The organism is Dyella sp. LX-66 (genome assembly GCF_018599165.1).
GTDB classification, from domain to species: domain Bacteria; phylum Pseudomonadota; class Gammaproteobacteria; order Xanthomonadales; family Rhodanobacteraceae; genus Dyella_D; species Dyella_D marensis.
Window position 1 is genome coordinate 151,712 of record NZ_JAHFVJ010000005.1, and the last position, 15,415, is coordinate 167,126.

15 protein-coding genes are annotated in these 15,415 nt (G+C 67.2%); 5 read left to right on the forward strand and 10 right to left on the reverse strand.

The window, feature by feature from the left end:
• Positions 1-29: 29 nt before the first annotated feature.
• Both KK141_RS11515 and KK141_RS11520 read left to right on the forward strand, forming a co-directional pair.
• Entirely contained in the window at positions 30-884 is an 855-nt protein-coding gene (locus KK141_RS11515) for a methyltransferase domain-containing protein (RefSeq protein ID WP_214572283.1), read from the forward strand.
• Positions 885-966: 82 nt separating this feature from the next.
• The gene (locus KK141_RS11520) at positions 967-1,434 is read left to right on the forward strand and encodes an H-NS histone family protein (RefSeq protein ID WP_214572282.1); all 468 of its coding nucleotides are present in this window, start codon (positions 967-969) and stop codon (positions 1,432-1,434) included.
• 48 nt (positions 1,435-1,482) lie between these two features.
• Here KK141_RS11520 and KK141_RS11525 read toward each other — a convergent pair whose 3' ends face one another.
• The 3 genes from KK141_RS11525 to KK141_RS11535 all read right to left on the reverse strand — a co-directional run bounded on the left by KK141_RS11525 (position 1,483) and on the right by KK141_RS11535 (position 3,735).
• The gene (locus KK141_RS11525) at positions 1,483-2,553 is read right to left on the reverse strand and encodes a hypothetical protein (RefSeq protein ID WP_214572281.1); all 1,071 of its coding nucleotides are present in this window, start codon (positions 2,551-2,553) and stop codon (positions 1,483-1,485) included.
• A 169-nt stretch (positions 2,554-2,722) separates the two neighbouring features.
• On the reverse strand, positions 2,723-3,034 hold the full coding sequence (locus KK141_RS11530; protein ID WP_214572280.1) for a hypothetical protein: 312 nt from the start codon (positions 3,032-3,034) through the stop codon (positions 2,723-2,725).
• 428 nt (positions 3,035-3,462) lie between these two features.
• Positions 3,463-3,735 (reverse strand): hypothetical protein, encoded by a 273-nt coding sequence (locus tag KK141_RS11535; RefSeq protein ID WP_214572279.1) that lies wholly within the window; start codon positions 3,733-3,735, stop codon positions 3,463-3,465.
• A 339-nt stretch (positions 3,736-4,074) separates the two neighbouring features.
• Here KK141_RS11535 and KK141_RS11540 point away from each other — a divergent pair, with 339 nt between their 5' ends.
• Together KK141_RS11540 and KK141_RS11545 are read left to right on the forward strand one after the other, a co-directional pair.
• Positions 4,075-5,292: an SGNH/GDSL hydrolase family protein gene (locus KK141_RS11540; RefSeq protein WP_214572278.1), complete on the forward strand. Its 1,218-nt coding sequence runs from the start codon at positions 4,075-4,077 to the stop codon at positions 5,290-5,292.
• A gap of 143 nt (positions 5,293-5,435) precedes the next feature.
• Positions 5,436-6,002, forward strand: a complete 567-nt coding sequence (locus KK141_RS11545; protein ID WP_214572277.1) for a dihydrofolate reductase family protein — start codon at positions 5,436-5,438, stop codon at positions 6,000-6,002.
• Between the two features lie 80 nt (positions 6,003-6,082).
• Here KK141_RS11545 and KK141_RS11550 read toward each other — a convergent pair whose 3' ends face one another.
• The 6 genes from KK141_RS11550 to KK141_RS11575 all read right to left on the reverse strand — a co-directional run bounded on the left by KK141_RS11550 (position 6,083) and on the right by KK141_RS11575 (position 12,630).
• The gene (locus KK141_RS11550; protein WP_214572276.1) at positions 6,083-6,418 is read right to left on the reverse strand and encodes a hypothetical protein; all 336 of its coding nucleotides are present in this window, start codon (positions 6,416-6,418) and stop codon (positions 6,083-6,085) included.
• 106 nt (positions 6,419-6,524) lie between these two features.
• Positions 6,525-7,346 carry a heme ABC transporter ATP-binding protein gene (locus tag KK141_RS11555; protein ID WP_214572275.1) on the reverse strand — a complete coding sequence of 274 codons (822 nt, stop codon included), beginning with the start codon at positions 7,344-7,346 and terminating at the stop codon, positions 6,525-6,527.
• Complete coding sequence (locus KK141_RS11560; RefSeq protein WP_345777609.1) at positions 7,343-8,401, reverse strand: iron ABC transporter permease; 1,059 nt, start codon at positions 8,399-8,401, stop codon at positions 7,343-7,345. The genes KK141_RS11555 and KK141_RS11560 overlap by 4 nt, the downstream gene beginning before the upstream one ends.
• A complete protein-coding gene (locus KK141_RS11565) occupies positions 8,398-9,246 on the reverse strand; it encodes an ABC transporter substrate-binding protein (RefSeq protein ID WP_214572274.1) in 849 nt (282 codons plus the stop codon). The genes KK141_RS11560 and KK141_RS11565 overlap by 4 nt, the downstream gene beginning before the upstream one ends.
• Entirely contained in the window at positions 9,239-10,324 is a 1,086-nt protein-coding gene (locus KK141_RS11570) for a ChuX/HutX family heme-like substrate-binding protein (RefSeq protein WP_214572273.1), read from the reverse strand. Before KK141_RS11570 ends, KK141_RS11565 begins: the two co-directional genes overlap by 8 nt.
• A 14-nt stretch (positions 10,325-10,338) precedes the next feature.
• A complete protein-coding gene (locus tag KK141_RS11575; protein WP_214572272.1) occupies positions 10,339-12,630 on the reverse strand; it encodes a TonB-dependent hemoglobin/transferrin/lactoferrin family receptor in 2,292 nt (763 codons plus the stop codon).
• A gap of 507 nt (positions 12,631-13,137) precedes the next feature.
• Between KK141_RS11575 and KK141_RS11580 the strand changes: the two genes are divergently transcribed.
• A complete protein-coding gene (locus tag KK141_RS11580) occupies positions 13,138-13,404 on the forward strand; it encodes a hypothetical protein (protein ID WP_214572271.1) in 267 nt (88 codons plus the stop codon).
• Between the two features lie 18 nt (positions 13,405-13,422).
• Here the strand turns inward: KK141_RS11580 and KK141_RS11585 are convergent, their stop codons facing one another.
• Entirely contained in the window at positions 13,423-15,306 is a 1,884-nt protein-coding gene (locus KK141_RS11585) for a PAS domain-containing sensor histidine kinase (protein ID WP_214572270.1), read from the reverse strand.
• Positions 15,307-15,415 lie beyond the last annotated feature (109 nt).

Genomic DNA, 15,415 nt, shown 5'->3' on the forward strand with positions numbered 1-15,415 from the left:
GCCCTGGCGAGCGACCGTCGCCCCGACCCATGAACGCACCGCAGCTTCGTCCCGCCGCCAGCCCGGGCCTCCTGGGCGATACCGTCGCCCGCGATTACTCGCACAAGCTGCGGCTGTTCAATGCCTACGCCGAACCGGAACTGCGCCAGGCCATCGCCGCCCTGGACCTGCAGCCGGGCATGCGCGTGCTGGATGCGGGCTGCGGCACCGGCGAAGCGCTGGGCTGGCTGGCCGCCAAGGTCGGCCACGCGGGCATGGTGGTGGGACTGGACCTGGCCTCGGCGCATACCTCGGCGGCGCGCAGCCAGGCGCCGCGCGATGCCTGGATCATGCGGGCCAACCTGCTGATGGCGCCGCTGGCGCGCGAAACCTTCGACCTGGTGTGGTCGGTCAATACGGTCAACCACCTGCGCGATCCCGAGCAAGGCGTAAGCGCACTGGCCGCCCTGCTGCGCCCGGGCGGCCGCATCGCGCTGGGCCAGAGCTCGCTGCTGCCGGACATGTATTTCGCCTGGGACGCGCGCCTCGAACGCGTGACCAACGAAGCGGTGCGCCAGTACTACCGCGACCGCTACGGCTTGCACGAACGCGACCTCACCGCCGTGCGCTCGCTGGTCGGGCTGCTGCGCCGCAGCGGCCTGCGCGACGTAGCCGTGCGCACCTGCCTGATCGAGCGGGTGGCGCCGGTGAGCGCGGCGGACGAGGCGTATCTGGTCGAAGCGATCTTTCGCGGCAGCTGGGGCGAGCGGCTGCGGCCGTATCTGTCGGATGGGGACTATGCCGCCCTGGTCCGGCTGTGCGACCCCGAACACCCGGACTTCGCACTGCGCCGTCCGGACTTCCATTTCCTGCAGAGCTTCACCCTCGCCGTCGGCTCTATCTGATCGACAGAATCGGCGCGACCGCCCCATGGCGCCCGCAGGCCATGTGTTAAGGTCGGCCGCCTAACGGGTACAGGACACTTATATGGCTATCAATCTGAAGTCGCTTTCCGCCGATCAGCTGGCAACCCTTATCTCCAACGCCCGCTCGCAGCTGGAACAGTCGCGCGGCCAGCAGATCAGCGAAGTGCGCGGCAAGATCGAAGCGCTGCTGAAGTCCTCCGGCCTGACCCTGGCCGAGGTGTTTCCGCGCCAGGTCGGCAAGGGCAAGGCCAAGGGCACGGTGGCGGCCAAGTACCGCAACCCGGAAGACCCGAGCCAGACCTGGTCGGGCCGCGGCAAGCGCCCGCTGTGGCTGGTGGCCCAGCTGAAGAAGCGCGGCGTCACGCTGGACAGCCTGCTGATCGATGGCACCGCGGCACCGGCTCGCAAGAATGTGGCCACCAAGCGAGTCGCCAAGAAGGCTGCAAGCAAGAAGACCGGCAAGCGCGCGCCGGCTCGTGCCGCGAAGAAGGCCACGAAGAAGACCGTGCGCCGCGCCCGCAAGGGCTGAGATCCTGCCGCATGGCGTGGCGCTTGCCGCGCCGTGCGCAGCGACTCCTTATTTGATGTCTCGCCGCGGCATCCGGAACGGCTCGGTGATGTACTGCGCCGTCTCGCGAGGCCCGCCCTGCTTGGGCGGCTCGACGCGCGGCTTCTTGTTCTTCGGCGGCTTGGCGAAGTAGTCCCCGCCGTGGATCGGATTGCTCTTAGTCTTGCCGGTTTCACGCAAAGGCGAGCCGGGACGGTCCATCGAACGCTTGCGCTTCTTGTCGCCGATGTCTTTGACGAAGCTCTTTTCGTGGTCGAGCACCAGTTGCTTTTCGGGCTTGCTCAATTTGTCGTAGGCGGCATGCATACGCAGCTTGGTCTCGTTGCGGTCCTCTTCCCAGGTGGTTCGGGCCCGCTTGCTCTTCAGCTTGCCGGCGCCGGAGGTCTGGCTGGCCACTACGCCCGGCGCCATCGACCACAACGTGGTATTGGCTGCGATCACGGCCTGCGCCGGGGGCGTCATCTTGGGCTCGGTCAGCGACCGCATGGACTGGTCGCGCAGCAGGTCGTGCGCATGCGCCTGGCCGGTGGTGCTGACGCCCGAGCCCGAATGGCCGGCACCCTTGCCGCCGGGCCCGGTGATGATGGTGCGCGCCGTGTCCGTGCGCGCGCCGTCGCTGGCTTCCAGGGCCGCCTTGACGTTCTTCTCGATGATCTTTTTGTTGGAATGCTTCTTCCAGTAGCCGCGGCTGGAACTGGGCATCTTGGCGAAACCGCCGGAACTCTTGGTACGGCGCGAAAGCTGGTCGACCGCATCGGTCACCACGAAGGCCTCGTGATAGCCGCTGCTCACGCCCTCCTTGGTGGGATTGGATTGAAAACGGAACGACCCCTTCTTGACCGGCTTGCGCGACGCCACCCGGCTGGTCACCTCGGGCCTGAAGCCGCCGGACTTGGCCTGGCTGGCGCTTAGCGTGCGGTCGTTCCTGGCGCTGTACGCCTTGCCCGACGACTTCGACGATTTGGCGATCTTGGCCTGTGCCTTGGGGCTGGTGTGCTTGGTCGCGGCATAGCCCTTGGTATTGCCGCTGAGCGAGGCCTTGGAACTGCTGCCCGATGACTTTCCCTGCTGATTCGGCATGAATCCCCCTTCGACCGGACGGCGCCCCCGCGCCGCACCCGATCTCAACGCACGAGATCACCTGTTTCCGTGACATAACCCGCAGTGGCCGCAGCCACGCAGGTTCCGTAACGCAAAGTGCCCCGCAAAGGCGGGGCACTGGATGCTGCATCGAAGACGCCGGTGGCGCTTACTGGTGCACCTGCACCGGATTGCAGCTCGGCGAGCTCAGGGTCGGCGGCGAGGTCAGCAGGCCCGGGGTCTGCACCGACGAGCAGTTGAACACGCGACCCTTGGTGGTGGTGGCGGTGTAGGTCAGCTGCTGGGCGCCGAGCTTGTCCGGCTCGCCAGCCTTGACGTTGGAGATGGTCAGCTCGTCCGACGAGGCCAGGCCGATCATCTTCGCCGTCTCGGTCTGCAGCGGCACGATCGCCTCATTGACGCTCATGGTGGAGCAGCCGGCGAGCGCCAGCATGGACAACAGGCTCAAAGTCTTCCTCATGATTCCCTTTCCTTTTCCATGGTCGGTGTGGTCCCGCCGCCGTCGCGGACAAACGGAGGAACGCCAGAAGCGCGTGGGGTGGATGGTCTTGCTGGTATCCCCTGAGCAGCGTGGAATCTCCCTTTCGACGCCGTAGCGCTTCGCGGCAAGACTCCTTTTCCGCCGACCGAGACACCGGCAATGCGACTGATCCGACAGGGTGTTCCTGGATCGTACGCATGACCGGCGCGCCTCGCCGCCGAGGATAGCACGCAGGTATTTGCGCACCAGACGCGGATGTCCGCCAGCGGAAATCCGTCACGTAATGCGCTGGTTTTGCCGGTGCGCAGCAGCCATCCGTCCGCCAGAAACGGATGCATCGCCGCACTTGTCACGTCACGCAAAGACGATGGCGCGCCGGCCGCTCGTCTGCCGCAACGGCAGCGCGCTCAGGAATCGAGATCGTCCTCGTCGCGCCGGCCCGCGGTGGCCGCGACCAGTGACTCCAGCTCGTAGCGAGCCATGCCCGTATCGCCCTGTTCCAGATAACCGAGCGCCTTCTGCAGGCGCTCGCGCAGCACCTGTGCCTGCGCTTCGCGGCGGGCACGGAAACGCGCCTGGCGCTGGGCGCCGGTGAGCGGACTTTCCTTGCGCGGACGGCCACGGCTGCGCTTGAACGCCAAGGGCAGCTGCAGGGTGCCGGGATCGCGTGCGTCGACCATGTTCGTGCTCCTGGTGAGATGGCGCATATTTTAAGTTACGTAACTATAAATTGCAAGCAAAAATCCATCATTTCTTGAAGAAATTTCCAGAAAAATAAGTTCTTTAAGAAATTTTCTTAGAGTGATTTATCTTGCCGTGGCGCGGACTTTTAGCCGGCCGAAGGCGCTGGGCGGACGTCACGTAACGTCGCCTCGTATCGCCAAGGAAAAAGAGAGACGGCTTCTCCGGGCCATCTGCGCCAGGCCGGCCCGTCTGATTTTGTAAACGCCGGTCGCGGATACCGTAAGCGCGACTTTGTTATACAAAGTCCCCGATCACCCCCAGGCAAAGGATCCGGCATGCACCGTCAGCTTCTGCAGTTCTTCCTGGCCGGCGCGCTGTGCGCCCTGCTCGCTCCGGCCCTCGCCGCCCCGGCCAAAGACACGCACTGGGTGGCCGCCTGGAGTGCATCCATGGATTCGCCGGGGCCGCGGCTGTCGGATCAGACCGTGCGACAGATCGCCCGCGTCAGCATCGGCGGCTCGGCCGTGCGCGTGCGGCTGTCCAATCTCTACGGCGATGGGCCGGTGACGCTGGGGCCGGTGCATGTCGCCTTGCGTGCCGACGGGTCTTCGACCATCGCAGGCTCCGATCACGAGCTGCGCTTCGGCGGCAAGCCGACGGTAACCATTCCCAAAGGCGGCAGCGCCCTGAGCGACACCGTCGCGCTGGAAGTGAAACCGCTGCAGGAACTGGCAGTGAGCCTCTACGTCCCCGCCGGCGCCGCACCGGGCGCGTCGACGTTACATAACGCCGGCCTCGCCACCGCGTACCTGACCGAGCACGGCGACGCCACCGCAGCCACGTCGTACCCAGGTACCGAGGTGTTCGGTAGCCGCATCTTTCTCAGCGACATCCAGGTCGCCAGCCCCGCCGAACGCCACGTCGTAGTGGCCTTCGGCGACTCCATCACCGACGGCGTCGGCGGCAAGCAGGACACCTACGAACGCTGGCCCGACCAGCTCGCCGCGCTCCTGCGCGCCGACCCGGCGCTCGCCACCGTGGCGGTGGCGAATGCCGGCATCGGCGGCAACCGCGTCTTGAACGACAACTTCGGCCCCAGCGCGCAGAAGCGCTTCGACCGCGACGCGCTGGACCAGCCCGGCGTGCGCTGGATCGTGCTGCTGGAAGGCATCAACGACATCGGCGGCTCCGGCCAGCCGGCCACGCCGAAGGACGACGTCTCCGCCGAGCAGATCATCGACGGCATGAAGGCATTGATCGCCCGCGCGCACGCCAAGGGCGTGAAGATCTACGGCGCCACCCTCACCCCGTTCGGCGGCGCGGGCTGGCCGTATCACTCGTCACGTAACGAGCAGAAACGGCAGGCGGTGAATGCGTGGATCCGCAGCGGCGGCGCCTTCGATGGCGTGGCGGATTTCGACCGGGCCACCCAGGACCCGGCCCACCCCGACCGCATGCTGCCGGCCTACGACAGCGGCGATCACCTGCATCCGAACGGGGCGGGTTTCGAGGCGATGGCGAAGGCGGTGGATCTGAAGTGGTTTGCGCCCTGACCCCATCCCACACCGCAACATCGCATCAAGCGTCATCCCGGCCTGCGCCGGGATGACGTAGCGGCCCCTTGTCGATTTCCGGAAACTCCATTCGTCGTTCCCGTACAAGCCGGATGCACCGGCCCCGACCTGGAGACCCGATCATGCGACGCCTTATCCTGAAAATGTCCATCTCGCTCGACGGCTTCGTCGCCGGCCCCAACGGCGAAGGCGACTGGATGGTGCCCAGCCGCGACGAAGGTGGCCGCGAGTGGGTCGGGGAGACGCTCGCGCAGGCCGGCCTGCATCTGATGGGGCGCAAGTCGTTTTTCAGCATGGCCGGTTACTGGCCGACCGCCGGCGACGCTCTCGCCGTGCCTATGAACGAGATTCCCAAGGCGGTCTTTACCCGGCAGGACGCGCTGGATGTGAGCTCGGCCGGCTCGGGCAACTGGCCCGAGGCCGAAGTGATTCGCGGCGACCTGGTAGCCGAGGTCAACCGGCTCAAGCAGCAACCGGGCAAATACATCCTGGCCCAGGGCGGTGTCGAATTCGCGCAGCACCTGGCGGCGGCCGGGCTGATCGACGAATACCGGCTGGTGGTGCACCCGGTGGCGCTGGGCGCGGGCCAGGCGCTGTTCGCCCGGTTACCCAAGCCACTGCATCTGCAGCTGCGCTCGTCGACGGTGTTCCGCTCCGGCGCCATGGCTCAGGTTTTCCGGCCCGCCTGATGCCGCTCAGCCGGGTGGCGCGAGCCTCCCGGCTGCCGCTTCCAGCGCAAGGCACGGCTCCGCGGCGGCCTGGGTGATGCTCAGGCCGGATGCTGCTTCCCGCACCCCATGCAGCGCCGGTAACGCCCCCAGCGCCCTTCGCCCATGCCACCGAGCAGGCAGCCGCAGACATAGCAGACCGCACCGCGCCCGCGCCGCCAGCGCAGCAGCCGCCCGGCCTGCACTGCATACAAGGCCACGCTCGCCGCGCCGCCGGCGACGATCAGATACGAAGGAAGATCCAGCGCCGACACGCCATGCGCCACGCGCGGCAGACCGAACAGGCTTTCCGTGCCCCAGGCGAACAGGGCGCCGCACAGGGCCGGCAACAGGCAGGGCGCCATCAGGCGCAGGCACATCCGGTCGACGTAGGACATGGCGGGCTTTCCGGGGACGAGTCGGCAAGCGTCGCCCAGGTACATCTCAGGGATTGAGACCGGCCGGCCAGGCGGCCCGATCAGACGGCCCGCTCAGACGGCCCGATCAAGCTGCATGAATCAGCGGCCGCCCTTCGCCATCGCGCGCGCAGGCCAGGGCCACGCCGTAGATTTTCGACAGCACCTGCGCATCCAGCACCTGTTCGCGGCCGCCATGGCGCACCAAGCGCCCCTGCGCCAGCAAGGCAATATCGTCGGCGTAGCGCGCCGCAAGATTGAGCTCATGCAGCACGGCGATCACGCCGAAGCCCTGCCCCGCCAGCTGCCGCGCGTGCCCAAGCAATTCATGCTGATGAGCGATATCCAGCCCGGCCTCCGGCTCGTCCAGCAACAGCCAGCCCGGCGCCTCGCGGCAATCCCAGATCTGCGCCAGCACGCGCGCCAGCTGCACGCGCTGCTGCTCGCCGCCGGACAGCTCCAGGTAATTGCGCTGGCGCAGCTCCCAGGTACCGGTGGCCCGCAAGGCCGCCTCGACGATGCGGCGATCGGATACATGCGGCGACGCGGCGCCGTGCGGACTGCGCCCCAGCATCGCCACCTCCTCCGCGCGAAAACCGAAACCCAGCTGCACGCGCTGCGACAGCATGGCGCGCCGCCGGGCCAGCTCCGGCGCGGGCCAGCGCGCCAGCGACACGCCATCGAGCATGGCCATGCCCAGCGAAGGCCGCAGCAGGCCGGCCAGCACGCCGAGCAGGCTGCTCTTGCCGGCGCCGTTCGGGCCGATCAGCGCCAGCACGCGTCCCGGTTGCGCGCGCAGGTTGATCGCCTGCAGCACGCGCCGCGAGCCATAGTGCAGATGCACGTCGCGCGCTTCGAGCACGCGTTCGTTGGCGCAGGATGCGGCGCGCCAATCCACCGCCAGGTTCATCCCGCCTCTCCCACGCGCAGCCGCGACAGCAACCATAAGAAGAACGGCCCGCCCAGCAGCGCGGTGATCACGCCCACCGGCAATTCCGCCGGCACCACCGCGATACGCGCCACCGCATCCGCACCGATCATCAGGCTGGCCCCGGCCAGCGCCGAACCCGGCAGCAGCAGGCGATGATCCGGCCCCCACACCAGCCGCAAGACGTGCGGCACCAGCAGGCCGACGAAACCGATCACGCCGCACATCGCCACCGCCGCCCCCGTCGCCAAGGCCACCACCGTCACCAGCCGGCGGCGCAGCTTTCGCGGCTCGAAACCGAGCAGGCTGGCCTCGCGTTCGCCAAGCAGCAGCGCGTTCAGTGCACGCGCCTGGGTCGGCAACCACAACAACGGCAGCAGCATCAGCGGTGCCACGGCGCCGAGCCGCGCCCAGCTGGTGCCGCCGAGGCTGCCCAGGGTCCAGAAGGTGAGATCGCGCAGTTGGTGCTCGTTCGCCAGATAAGTAAGCACACCCACGCCAGCCATCGCGATCGCATTGATCGCCACACCGGCGAGCAGCAAAGTCGCGACGCCAGGACGTCCGCTGCCGAACAGATAGACCAGGAAGGTCGCCAGCAAACCGCCACCGAACGCGGCACCCGCGATGGCGAATGAACCGAGCAAGGGCGACAGCGCCGCGGTCATCGCACCGCCCAGCACGATCATCCCGATCGCACCCAGCGCCGCGCCGGCCGACACGCCCACCAATCCGGGCTCCACCAGCGGGTTGCGGAACAAGCCCTGCATCGTGGCGCCACTGCACGCCAGGGCTGCGCCGACCAGGCTCGCCATCAGCACGCGCGGCAGGCGCAGCGTCAGCACCACCGCGTCCTGTCCCTGCATCGGCAGGCCATCCAGCCAGCGCAGCAAGGCGCCGAGCACTTGCGCCGCCGACAACGGCATCGCACCGACCGCCATGCCACCGATCGCCGCAACCGCCAGCAGCGTCGCCAATCCACCCAGCGCCCATGCGCGAGCACTCAAAGCATCGCGACGAGGCAAGGCGATGCTGTTCACGGCTGCACGCCGGCAAATACGCGCTGCAGCTCCAGTTCGTGCTCGGCATTGCGCGGACCGAAACCGAGCAAGGCCTGGCCGTCGACGAAGACGATGCGGCGCGCCTTGCCCGCGGGCGTCAACGCCACGCCGGGCAGTTGCAAGACGCCAGTCACGCCGCCCACCTCATCGGCGCGCTCGCGCATCAGCAGGATCACGTCCGGCGCCAAAGCGACGAGCGCCTCGGCGGATACCGACTTGTAGCCGGTGAAGCCGTCCGCGATCTGCGTGCCGCCGGCCAGCACGATGGCGCTGGCGGCGGCGGTTTCGCGGCCGCCGGCCTTGGGGCTGCCTTCGGTGGCCATCAGGAACAGCACGCGCGGGTGGCTTTTCATGCCGGCGACGGCTTTCGCCAGCTCGGCGTACTGCGCTTCGATCCGGTGCGCGATCGCATCGGCCGCCGCATCGCGTCCGAGCGCGCGGCCGATCTCCCGCACTTTGGCCACGACGCCTTCGGGCGTGCGCGTCGTCGGCATCAGCTCGATGCGCACGCCGGCCTCGCGCAACTGCGCCATCACCGGCGGCGGGCCCGCGTCGTGCGTGGCGAGGATCAGATTCGGCCGCAAGGCCAGCACGCCTTCGGCAGCCAGTTGCCGCACATAGCCCACATTCGGCAACTCGCGTGCCGCCGCCGGCCACAGGCTGGTGCTGTCCACGCCAACCAGGCCCTTCTGCGCGTCCAGCGCATACACGGTTTCGGTGATGTCGCCACCGAGTGCGACCACGCGCGGCGCGTCAGCGGCCGCCACCTGCGTGCACAACGCGAGCGCCACGGCGCCCAACCAGCAACGGCTGCGCTCAAACATGCGGCACCTCCGCATCGGCCAGGCCTTCGGCCAGTTCGCGCCAAGCCGCCAGTTCCGGCGTACCGGGCTTGCGCTTGCCGAAGAACTGCACGATCTGGCCACCCTCGGCGTCATACAGCTCCAGCGAGGTCACCTGTCCTTCCGGGCTGGGTTTGCGCACCATCCAGCTCTCGGCGATGCGGTCCTCGCGCAGATGCAGGTTGAAATCCTCGTCCAGCACGTTGAGCCAGGGGCCGACGGTTTTGATGTTACGTACCGGGCCGGTGTGGATCTGCACCACGCCGGGCGAGCCGACGAACACCATGATCGGCAGGTCGCTGGCCGCGGCACTGTCCAGCACCGTGCGCACAGCATGGCTATCGACGCGCCGCGCGAATTCGGCACCGACAAGACGCAAGGCCTGGGTACGCGTCACCTCGTGCTTCTTCAGAAGTGCAAAGAAATCGTGCGGATCGCGCATGCGGCGCCACTGTTCACGCAGCGAGGCGACGTCCACCGCCTCGTCGTCGCGGCGCAGCGGCAGCGGGTCTTCCACCGCCGCCAGCTCCAGCAAGGGCGACTGCACCGGCGCCGCGAAACGCGCCACCAGGCCGGACCAGGCATCCTGCAGACTCTGCTCGGTGAGATACACCTTGTGCACCGCGCGCCCGTCGCCATCGAAGAACTGCAGGCTGCGCAGCCAGCGCCCGCGCGATTCCTCGCGCACCGCAAAGCCGAATACCCAGTGACGCAGGAACAGGCGCAGGTCGATCGCCTCGTCCAGCACCACGCCCATGCTGCCGCCGATCTCGATCTTGGCGAAGGCGCCCTTCTTCTCGTGCACGCAATGCTCGTTGCGGGTCAGCACCATCACATGGCCCAGTTCCGGCAAGGCGTGGATCAATTCGGCCCACGGCCCTTGCAGGCGGGTGACACCGTCGCCGCAGCGGCTGGCAACCAGTTCGGCCTCGCTCACGCCCAGCCGTTCGGCCAGGTCGCGGGCGCGCAGTTGCGGTTGTTCCTCGCGCAAGCGGCGCCAGGCATCGAGCAGTTCCGGCAGCGAAGGCGCGGCGGAAGCGGAAGTGATTTCGTTCAACATGCGTGGCACTCCTGTCAGAACGCGATGCGTGCGGCGACGCTGAAGGCGCGGCCGGGCATGGTGAGGCGGTCGGCCGGGATGCTGCCGGTGCCGGCGTCGTTAATCCCATTGCCGGTGACGAGGTTGCCGAGCGCGCCGCTGTTCAAGCTGCCCCAATCCCAGTACTTGCGGTCGGCGAGGTTGCTGATGCCGGCGTACAACTCGACGTTGGCAAGCGGCGAGTAATGCGCATACAGATCCAGCGTGGCGTAGCCACCGGGGCGGAAGGCCTTGGGATCGCCCAGCCGGCTGTGCCGGCGCACGCCGGTGCCGATCAGTTCCGCGCCCCACTGCCTGGCGTCATAGGCGATGCCCAGCACCAGCTTGGCCGGGTCCACCGTATTGAGCGGGCTGTAGCCGCTCGCACCGGGTTCGATCAGGCGCCCGCTGGCCACCGCCGCGCTGCCGCGCACGGACCAGCCCTGCAAGGCTTCGTTGAAATACGCCAGCCGCAGCGCGCCGCTGGCTTCGGCGCCCTTGATATAGGCCTTGCGCGCATTCACCGCCTGATAGAACAGGTTCATACCCGGATTGACCTGCACCCAGTCCGGCACCTGGCTGGCCTTGAGCTGGTAGCCCGACCAGATGAAGTCGCGATAGCGGTTGTAGTACGCGGCGACATTGAACCAGCCGGCCTCGCCCTTGCCACGCAGGCCCAGTTCCAGCCCGCGGCTGGTCTCGGCCTTGAGCTTTTCGTTCGGCAGGAAGGCGATATTGAAGCCGGGGAACGGCTGCTCGTTCCAGGCGCCGGCGATCTCGCTGTACAGCGGTGGGCGAAAGCCCTGCGCGTAGTTGGCATACGCACTGAGCGTGCCGTTGAAATGCCACAGCACGCCGAGCTTGGGCGAGGCGTGGGTCTTGCTGTAGTCCTGCCGCACATAGCCGGGGTTGTAGGCGGCGTAGAGCGCGTCGTCCTGCGGTTTGTACGAATAGCGGTCCACGCGCACGGCCGGCGTGAGTTCCAGCTTGCCGCCGAGCAGGCCGATCTCGTCCTGCACGAAGGCGGAGTAGCGATCGGTTTCGCTGTCCGGAATCAGATGCAACGGGTAGTTGCCCGGCATGAACGGCTTGCCGCTGCCGCTCGCGCCGGTGCGCTTGTTGACGCCATAACCGCCGGCGTACGACTGCGCATCGGTGCGCGACAACTCCACGCCGTAGCTGATCGCCTGCGTGACCGGTCCGCCTTCGCCCAGCTGCTTTACCGCCACCAGCTTGCCGCCGAACACCTTCTCCTGCAGCGGCAGGCTCTGGTAGTAGCGCGTGAGCGTGGCGGTTTCGGTCTGCGTGTTGGTGCGGGTGCGGCTCTTCTGCCAATACACGTTCCAGTCCAGCGTGTCGGCCAGCACGCTGCCCAATTGCGGAAACCACTGGCCGACGGTGGCGCGCACGCGCATGTTCTCGTCCTGCGAGCGGTAATAGCCGGCGGCCGGCGTCACGTTCGATAGTGAGTTGGTGCGCGTGCGCGTCTGCGAGCCATCCATGCCGATGCGATCCGCACGGCCGCTGTCGGCGGTGTGCACGTATTTGCCGAGGAAGCTGTCCAGGCTGTAGCTGCGCGGATCCGGCCGCGTGCGCGCGGCGCCGGTGCCGCCGACCTCGCCCTGGTTGGCAAGCTCGCTGCCCTCGCGGTGGTTGCCGACAAACAGGATGCCGTTGCGCTTGTCGCCGCCGGCCAAGGTCACCGTGGAGGTGAGGCTGCGGTCGCTGCTGTCGTACAGCTCTTTCAGCGAGACATAGGTGTCGCGCCCGTCGCGCAGGTAATCGGCCGGATCCTTGGTGCGCAGGCTGACCACGCCGCCCAAGGCATCGGAGGGATACAGCACCGACGCCGGGCCGCGCACGATCTCCACGGATTTGAGCTGATCCAGGTCGACGAAGTTGCGCCCCGCGCGGAAACTGCCGCCGGCCACGTCGGCGCCGAACGAAGCCGGCATCGACACGCCGTCGATCTCGATGCGCGTGCGGTTGCCGGACAGGCCACGGATATTGAAGCTGTCCAGTCCGAAGCGGCCGCCCGTGCCGATCGCCGAAACGCCAGCTTCGTAGCGCACCAGATCGCGGATGGACACATTCAGATGCCGGTCCATCTGCACGCGGTCGATGGTCGACACCGTGCCGGGCACGTTCAGCTGGATCGACGGCGCCAGCGCGGTGACCTGCACGCGCGGCAGATCGGTGGCGTCGGCAGGCGCGGCCGACTCGGCGGCCACGGCGGGAACAGCAAACAGCGCGCCGATCACGGCGGCCAATGGGGCGATGCGAAACATGGGCGAACCAGTCCTTTGCCTGAGCGTGGAATCACGCGGCGGGCTGGCAAAGGAAACGGAACTGCGGTCCCTGAGGCTGGCGGCCGATCGATGGAAAGCGGCGAGGTCCGGAGACCGCTGCCGACAAATGAGAATCTATCTCATTTGGAAAACGGATGTCCAGATGAGTCCGCTGGAACGCGACAAATGGGGACACGGTGGATGCGATCTGCCGCGAAACGTCACCTGGAACGAGACAAAGGCCATACCGTTTCCTGCTGACGGAGCGTCCGATAAGCCATGAAAACCTCCCAACGGAGGTTTTGCGCCACGATGCAAGCGCGTTTCGACGCACTTATCAGGCCGTTCCAGTTACCTGGGAGGGCTGAATTCACACCACAACCACATCACTGAATTTGCCGTGCCAGAAAAACGTGATGCAACTCACGCGTGATTTATGCATCTGGCCCGGCCCCTGCTTACCTGCCATCGAGGCCAACAGCCTCGGCTTTTGCAGGGGAAATCAACATGGAACAGATCGTCGAATGCCTGATCGCCGGAGGTCCGCAGCACGGACTGGTACGGCGCCAATTGTGGGATCCGGACTACCCCGTAGCGCCGGTGCTGGCCTCCGCCGACGGCGAACTCTGCACCGCTGCGGCGCGCCGCCCCGCCGGCCCATGCAGCAACCGCTATCTGCTGCTGCACCCGCGCGCGACCGGCTCGGAAATCCTTTCCATGATGGCGGTGCTCGCCGGGCAGGCCGACAGCGCCTATATCTGCGTCAAGCACTGAGCCTGCGATGCAGCGGCCTCAGGCCAGCATCTGCATCAGCACGGCCTTGTCGATCGCCTGCATCAGTTCGGCGCGGCCATACGGTTTGGCCAAGCGCACCACGTTTCCAGGCAATTCCTTCGGCGTCTCCGAATAGCCCGAAGCCAGGATCGCCGGCAGCTGCGGCCACTGCGCGCGCACCTGCAGCAGCAATTGATGGCCCTGCACGCCAGGCATCATCTGGTCGGTGATCAAAAGATCCAGCTCCACGCCGCCGAACAGCGCTTCCAATGCCTCGTTCGCCGAGGACTTCTCATAGGTGAGATGGCCCATGTCCTCCAGCACCGCCGCGGTGGTGGCGAGGATCAGCGGATCGTCGTCCACCAGCATCACCCGCAGTTGCCCGTTGCGCGAAGGCTCGTCCATCGGCGAGGGCGGCGCTTCCGTCTGCGTCTCCGCCGGCGCCACCGGCAGCCACACTTCCGCCCGCGTCCCCCGGTCCGCTTCGCTGTGCAGCACCAGCCGGCCGCCGGATTGCTCGGCCAGGCCATGCACCATCGACAAGCCGAGCCCGGTGCCCTTGCCCACGCCCTTGGTGGTGAAGAACGGTTCGGTGGCGCGTTCCAGCGTGGCCGCATCCATACCCTGCCCTTCGTCGGTCACCGCCAGGCAGACATAGCGGCCGGGCGCCAGGCCCACCGCATGGCCTTCGTCCACCTGAACCGACTGCGCGCCCAGCGTGATGCGCCCGCCTTCCGGCATCGCATCGCGCGCATTCATCACCAGGTTGAGAATGGCCAGCTCCAGCTGGTTGCCATCCACCAGCACGCGCTCCAGCGAGATCGGAAACGCCAGGTCGACGCCGATGCGCGGCCCCAGCGAGCGCTCCATCAGGCCGACCAGGTTGCGCGCCAGCGGACGCAGATCCAGCGCCGCGGGTTTCAGCTCCTGGCGCCGTGCGAAGGCGAGCATGCGCTTGGTCAGCGTGGCGCCGCGCTCGGCGCCGGACAGCGCATTGTTGAGCAGCGCGAGGCTGGAAGGATCGTGCTGCAGGCGGCGGATCAGCAGCTCCAGATTGCCGATGACTGCCATCAGCAGATTATTGAAATCGTGCGCCACACCGCCGGTGAGCTGGCCCACGGCCTCCATCTTCTGCGCGTGGAACAGCGCCTCGCGCGTATTCGCCAACTCCTGCTCGGCCTCGCGCCGGGCGGTGATGTCGCGGGTGATCTTGGCGTAGCCCACGTGCCGGCCCTGGTCGTCCAGGATGCGGTCGATCACGATATGCGCCCAGAAGCGGCTGCCGTCCTTGCGCACGCGCCAGCCTTCGTTCTCGAAGCGGCCGATCCGCGCGGCGGTGGCCAGGCCCTTGGCGGGCAGATCGCGCTCGCGGTCTTCGTCGGTATAGAAGGTGGAGAAATGCTTGCCGATGATCTCGCGCGGCGCATAGCCCTTGATGCGCTGCGCACCGGCATTCCAGCTGGAAACCTTGCCTTCCGGATCGATCAGGTAGATGGCGTAGTCGATCACGCCCTGCACCAGGATGCGGAATTGCTCCTCGCTGCGCCGCAGGGTTTCCGCGGCCTGCCTGGCCTCGGTGAGATCGTGCAGCAGGATCGCAAAGCCACTATGCTCGCTGCCGTCGCCGCTGGCAGGGTCCACCGTCAGATGCGCCCAGAAGCGGCTGCCGTCCTTGCGCAGCTGCCAGCATTCCAGGTCGTGGCGGCCGTGTTCCAGCGCCTTGGCGAGGATGTCCGCGGGCAAGCCCAGCGCGCGGTCGTCGGGCACGAAAAAGGTGTCGAAGGATGCACCGATCACGTCCTGCGCTGCGTAGCCTTCGCAGCGCTCCGCCCCTTTGTTCCAGCTGCGCACCGCCCCGTCGGTGTCCAGCATATAGATGGCGTAGTCGATGACAGCGTCCACGGGATGATCGGTAATGGCTCTTTGCGGTATAGGCATGTCGCGCGATGCGCCGAACATTTCGCTTCGGGAAGCTAGTCGCCACACAGTGAGCGTGACGTGACCCATGCGC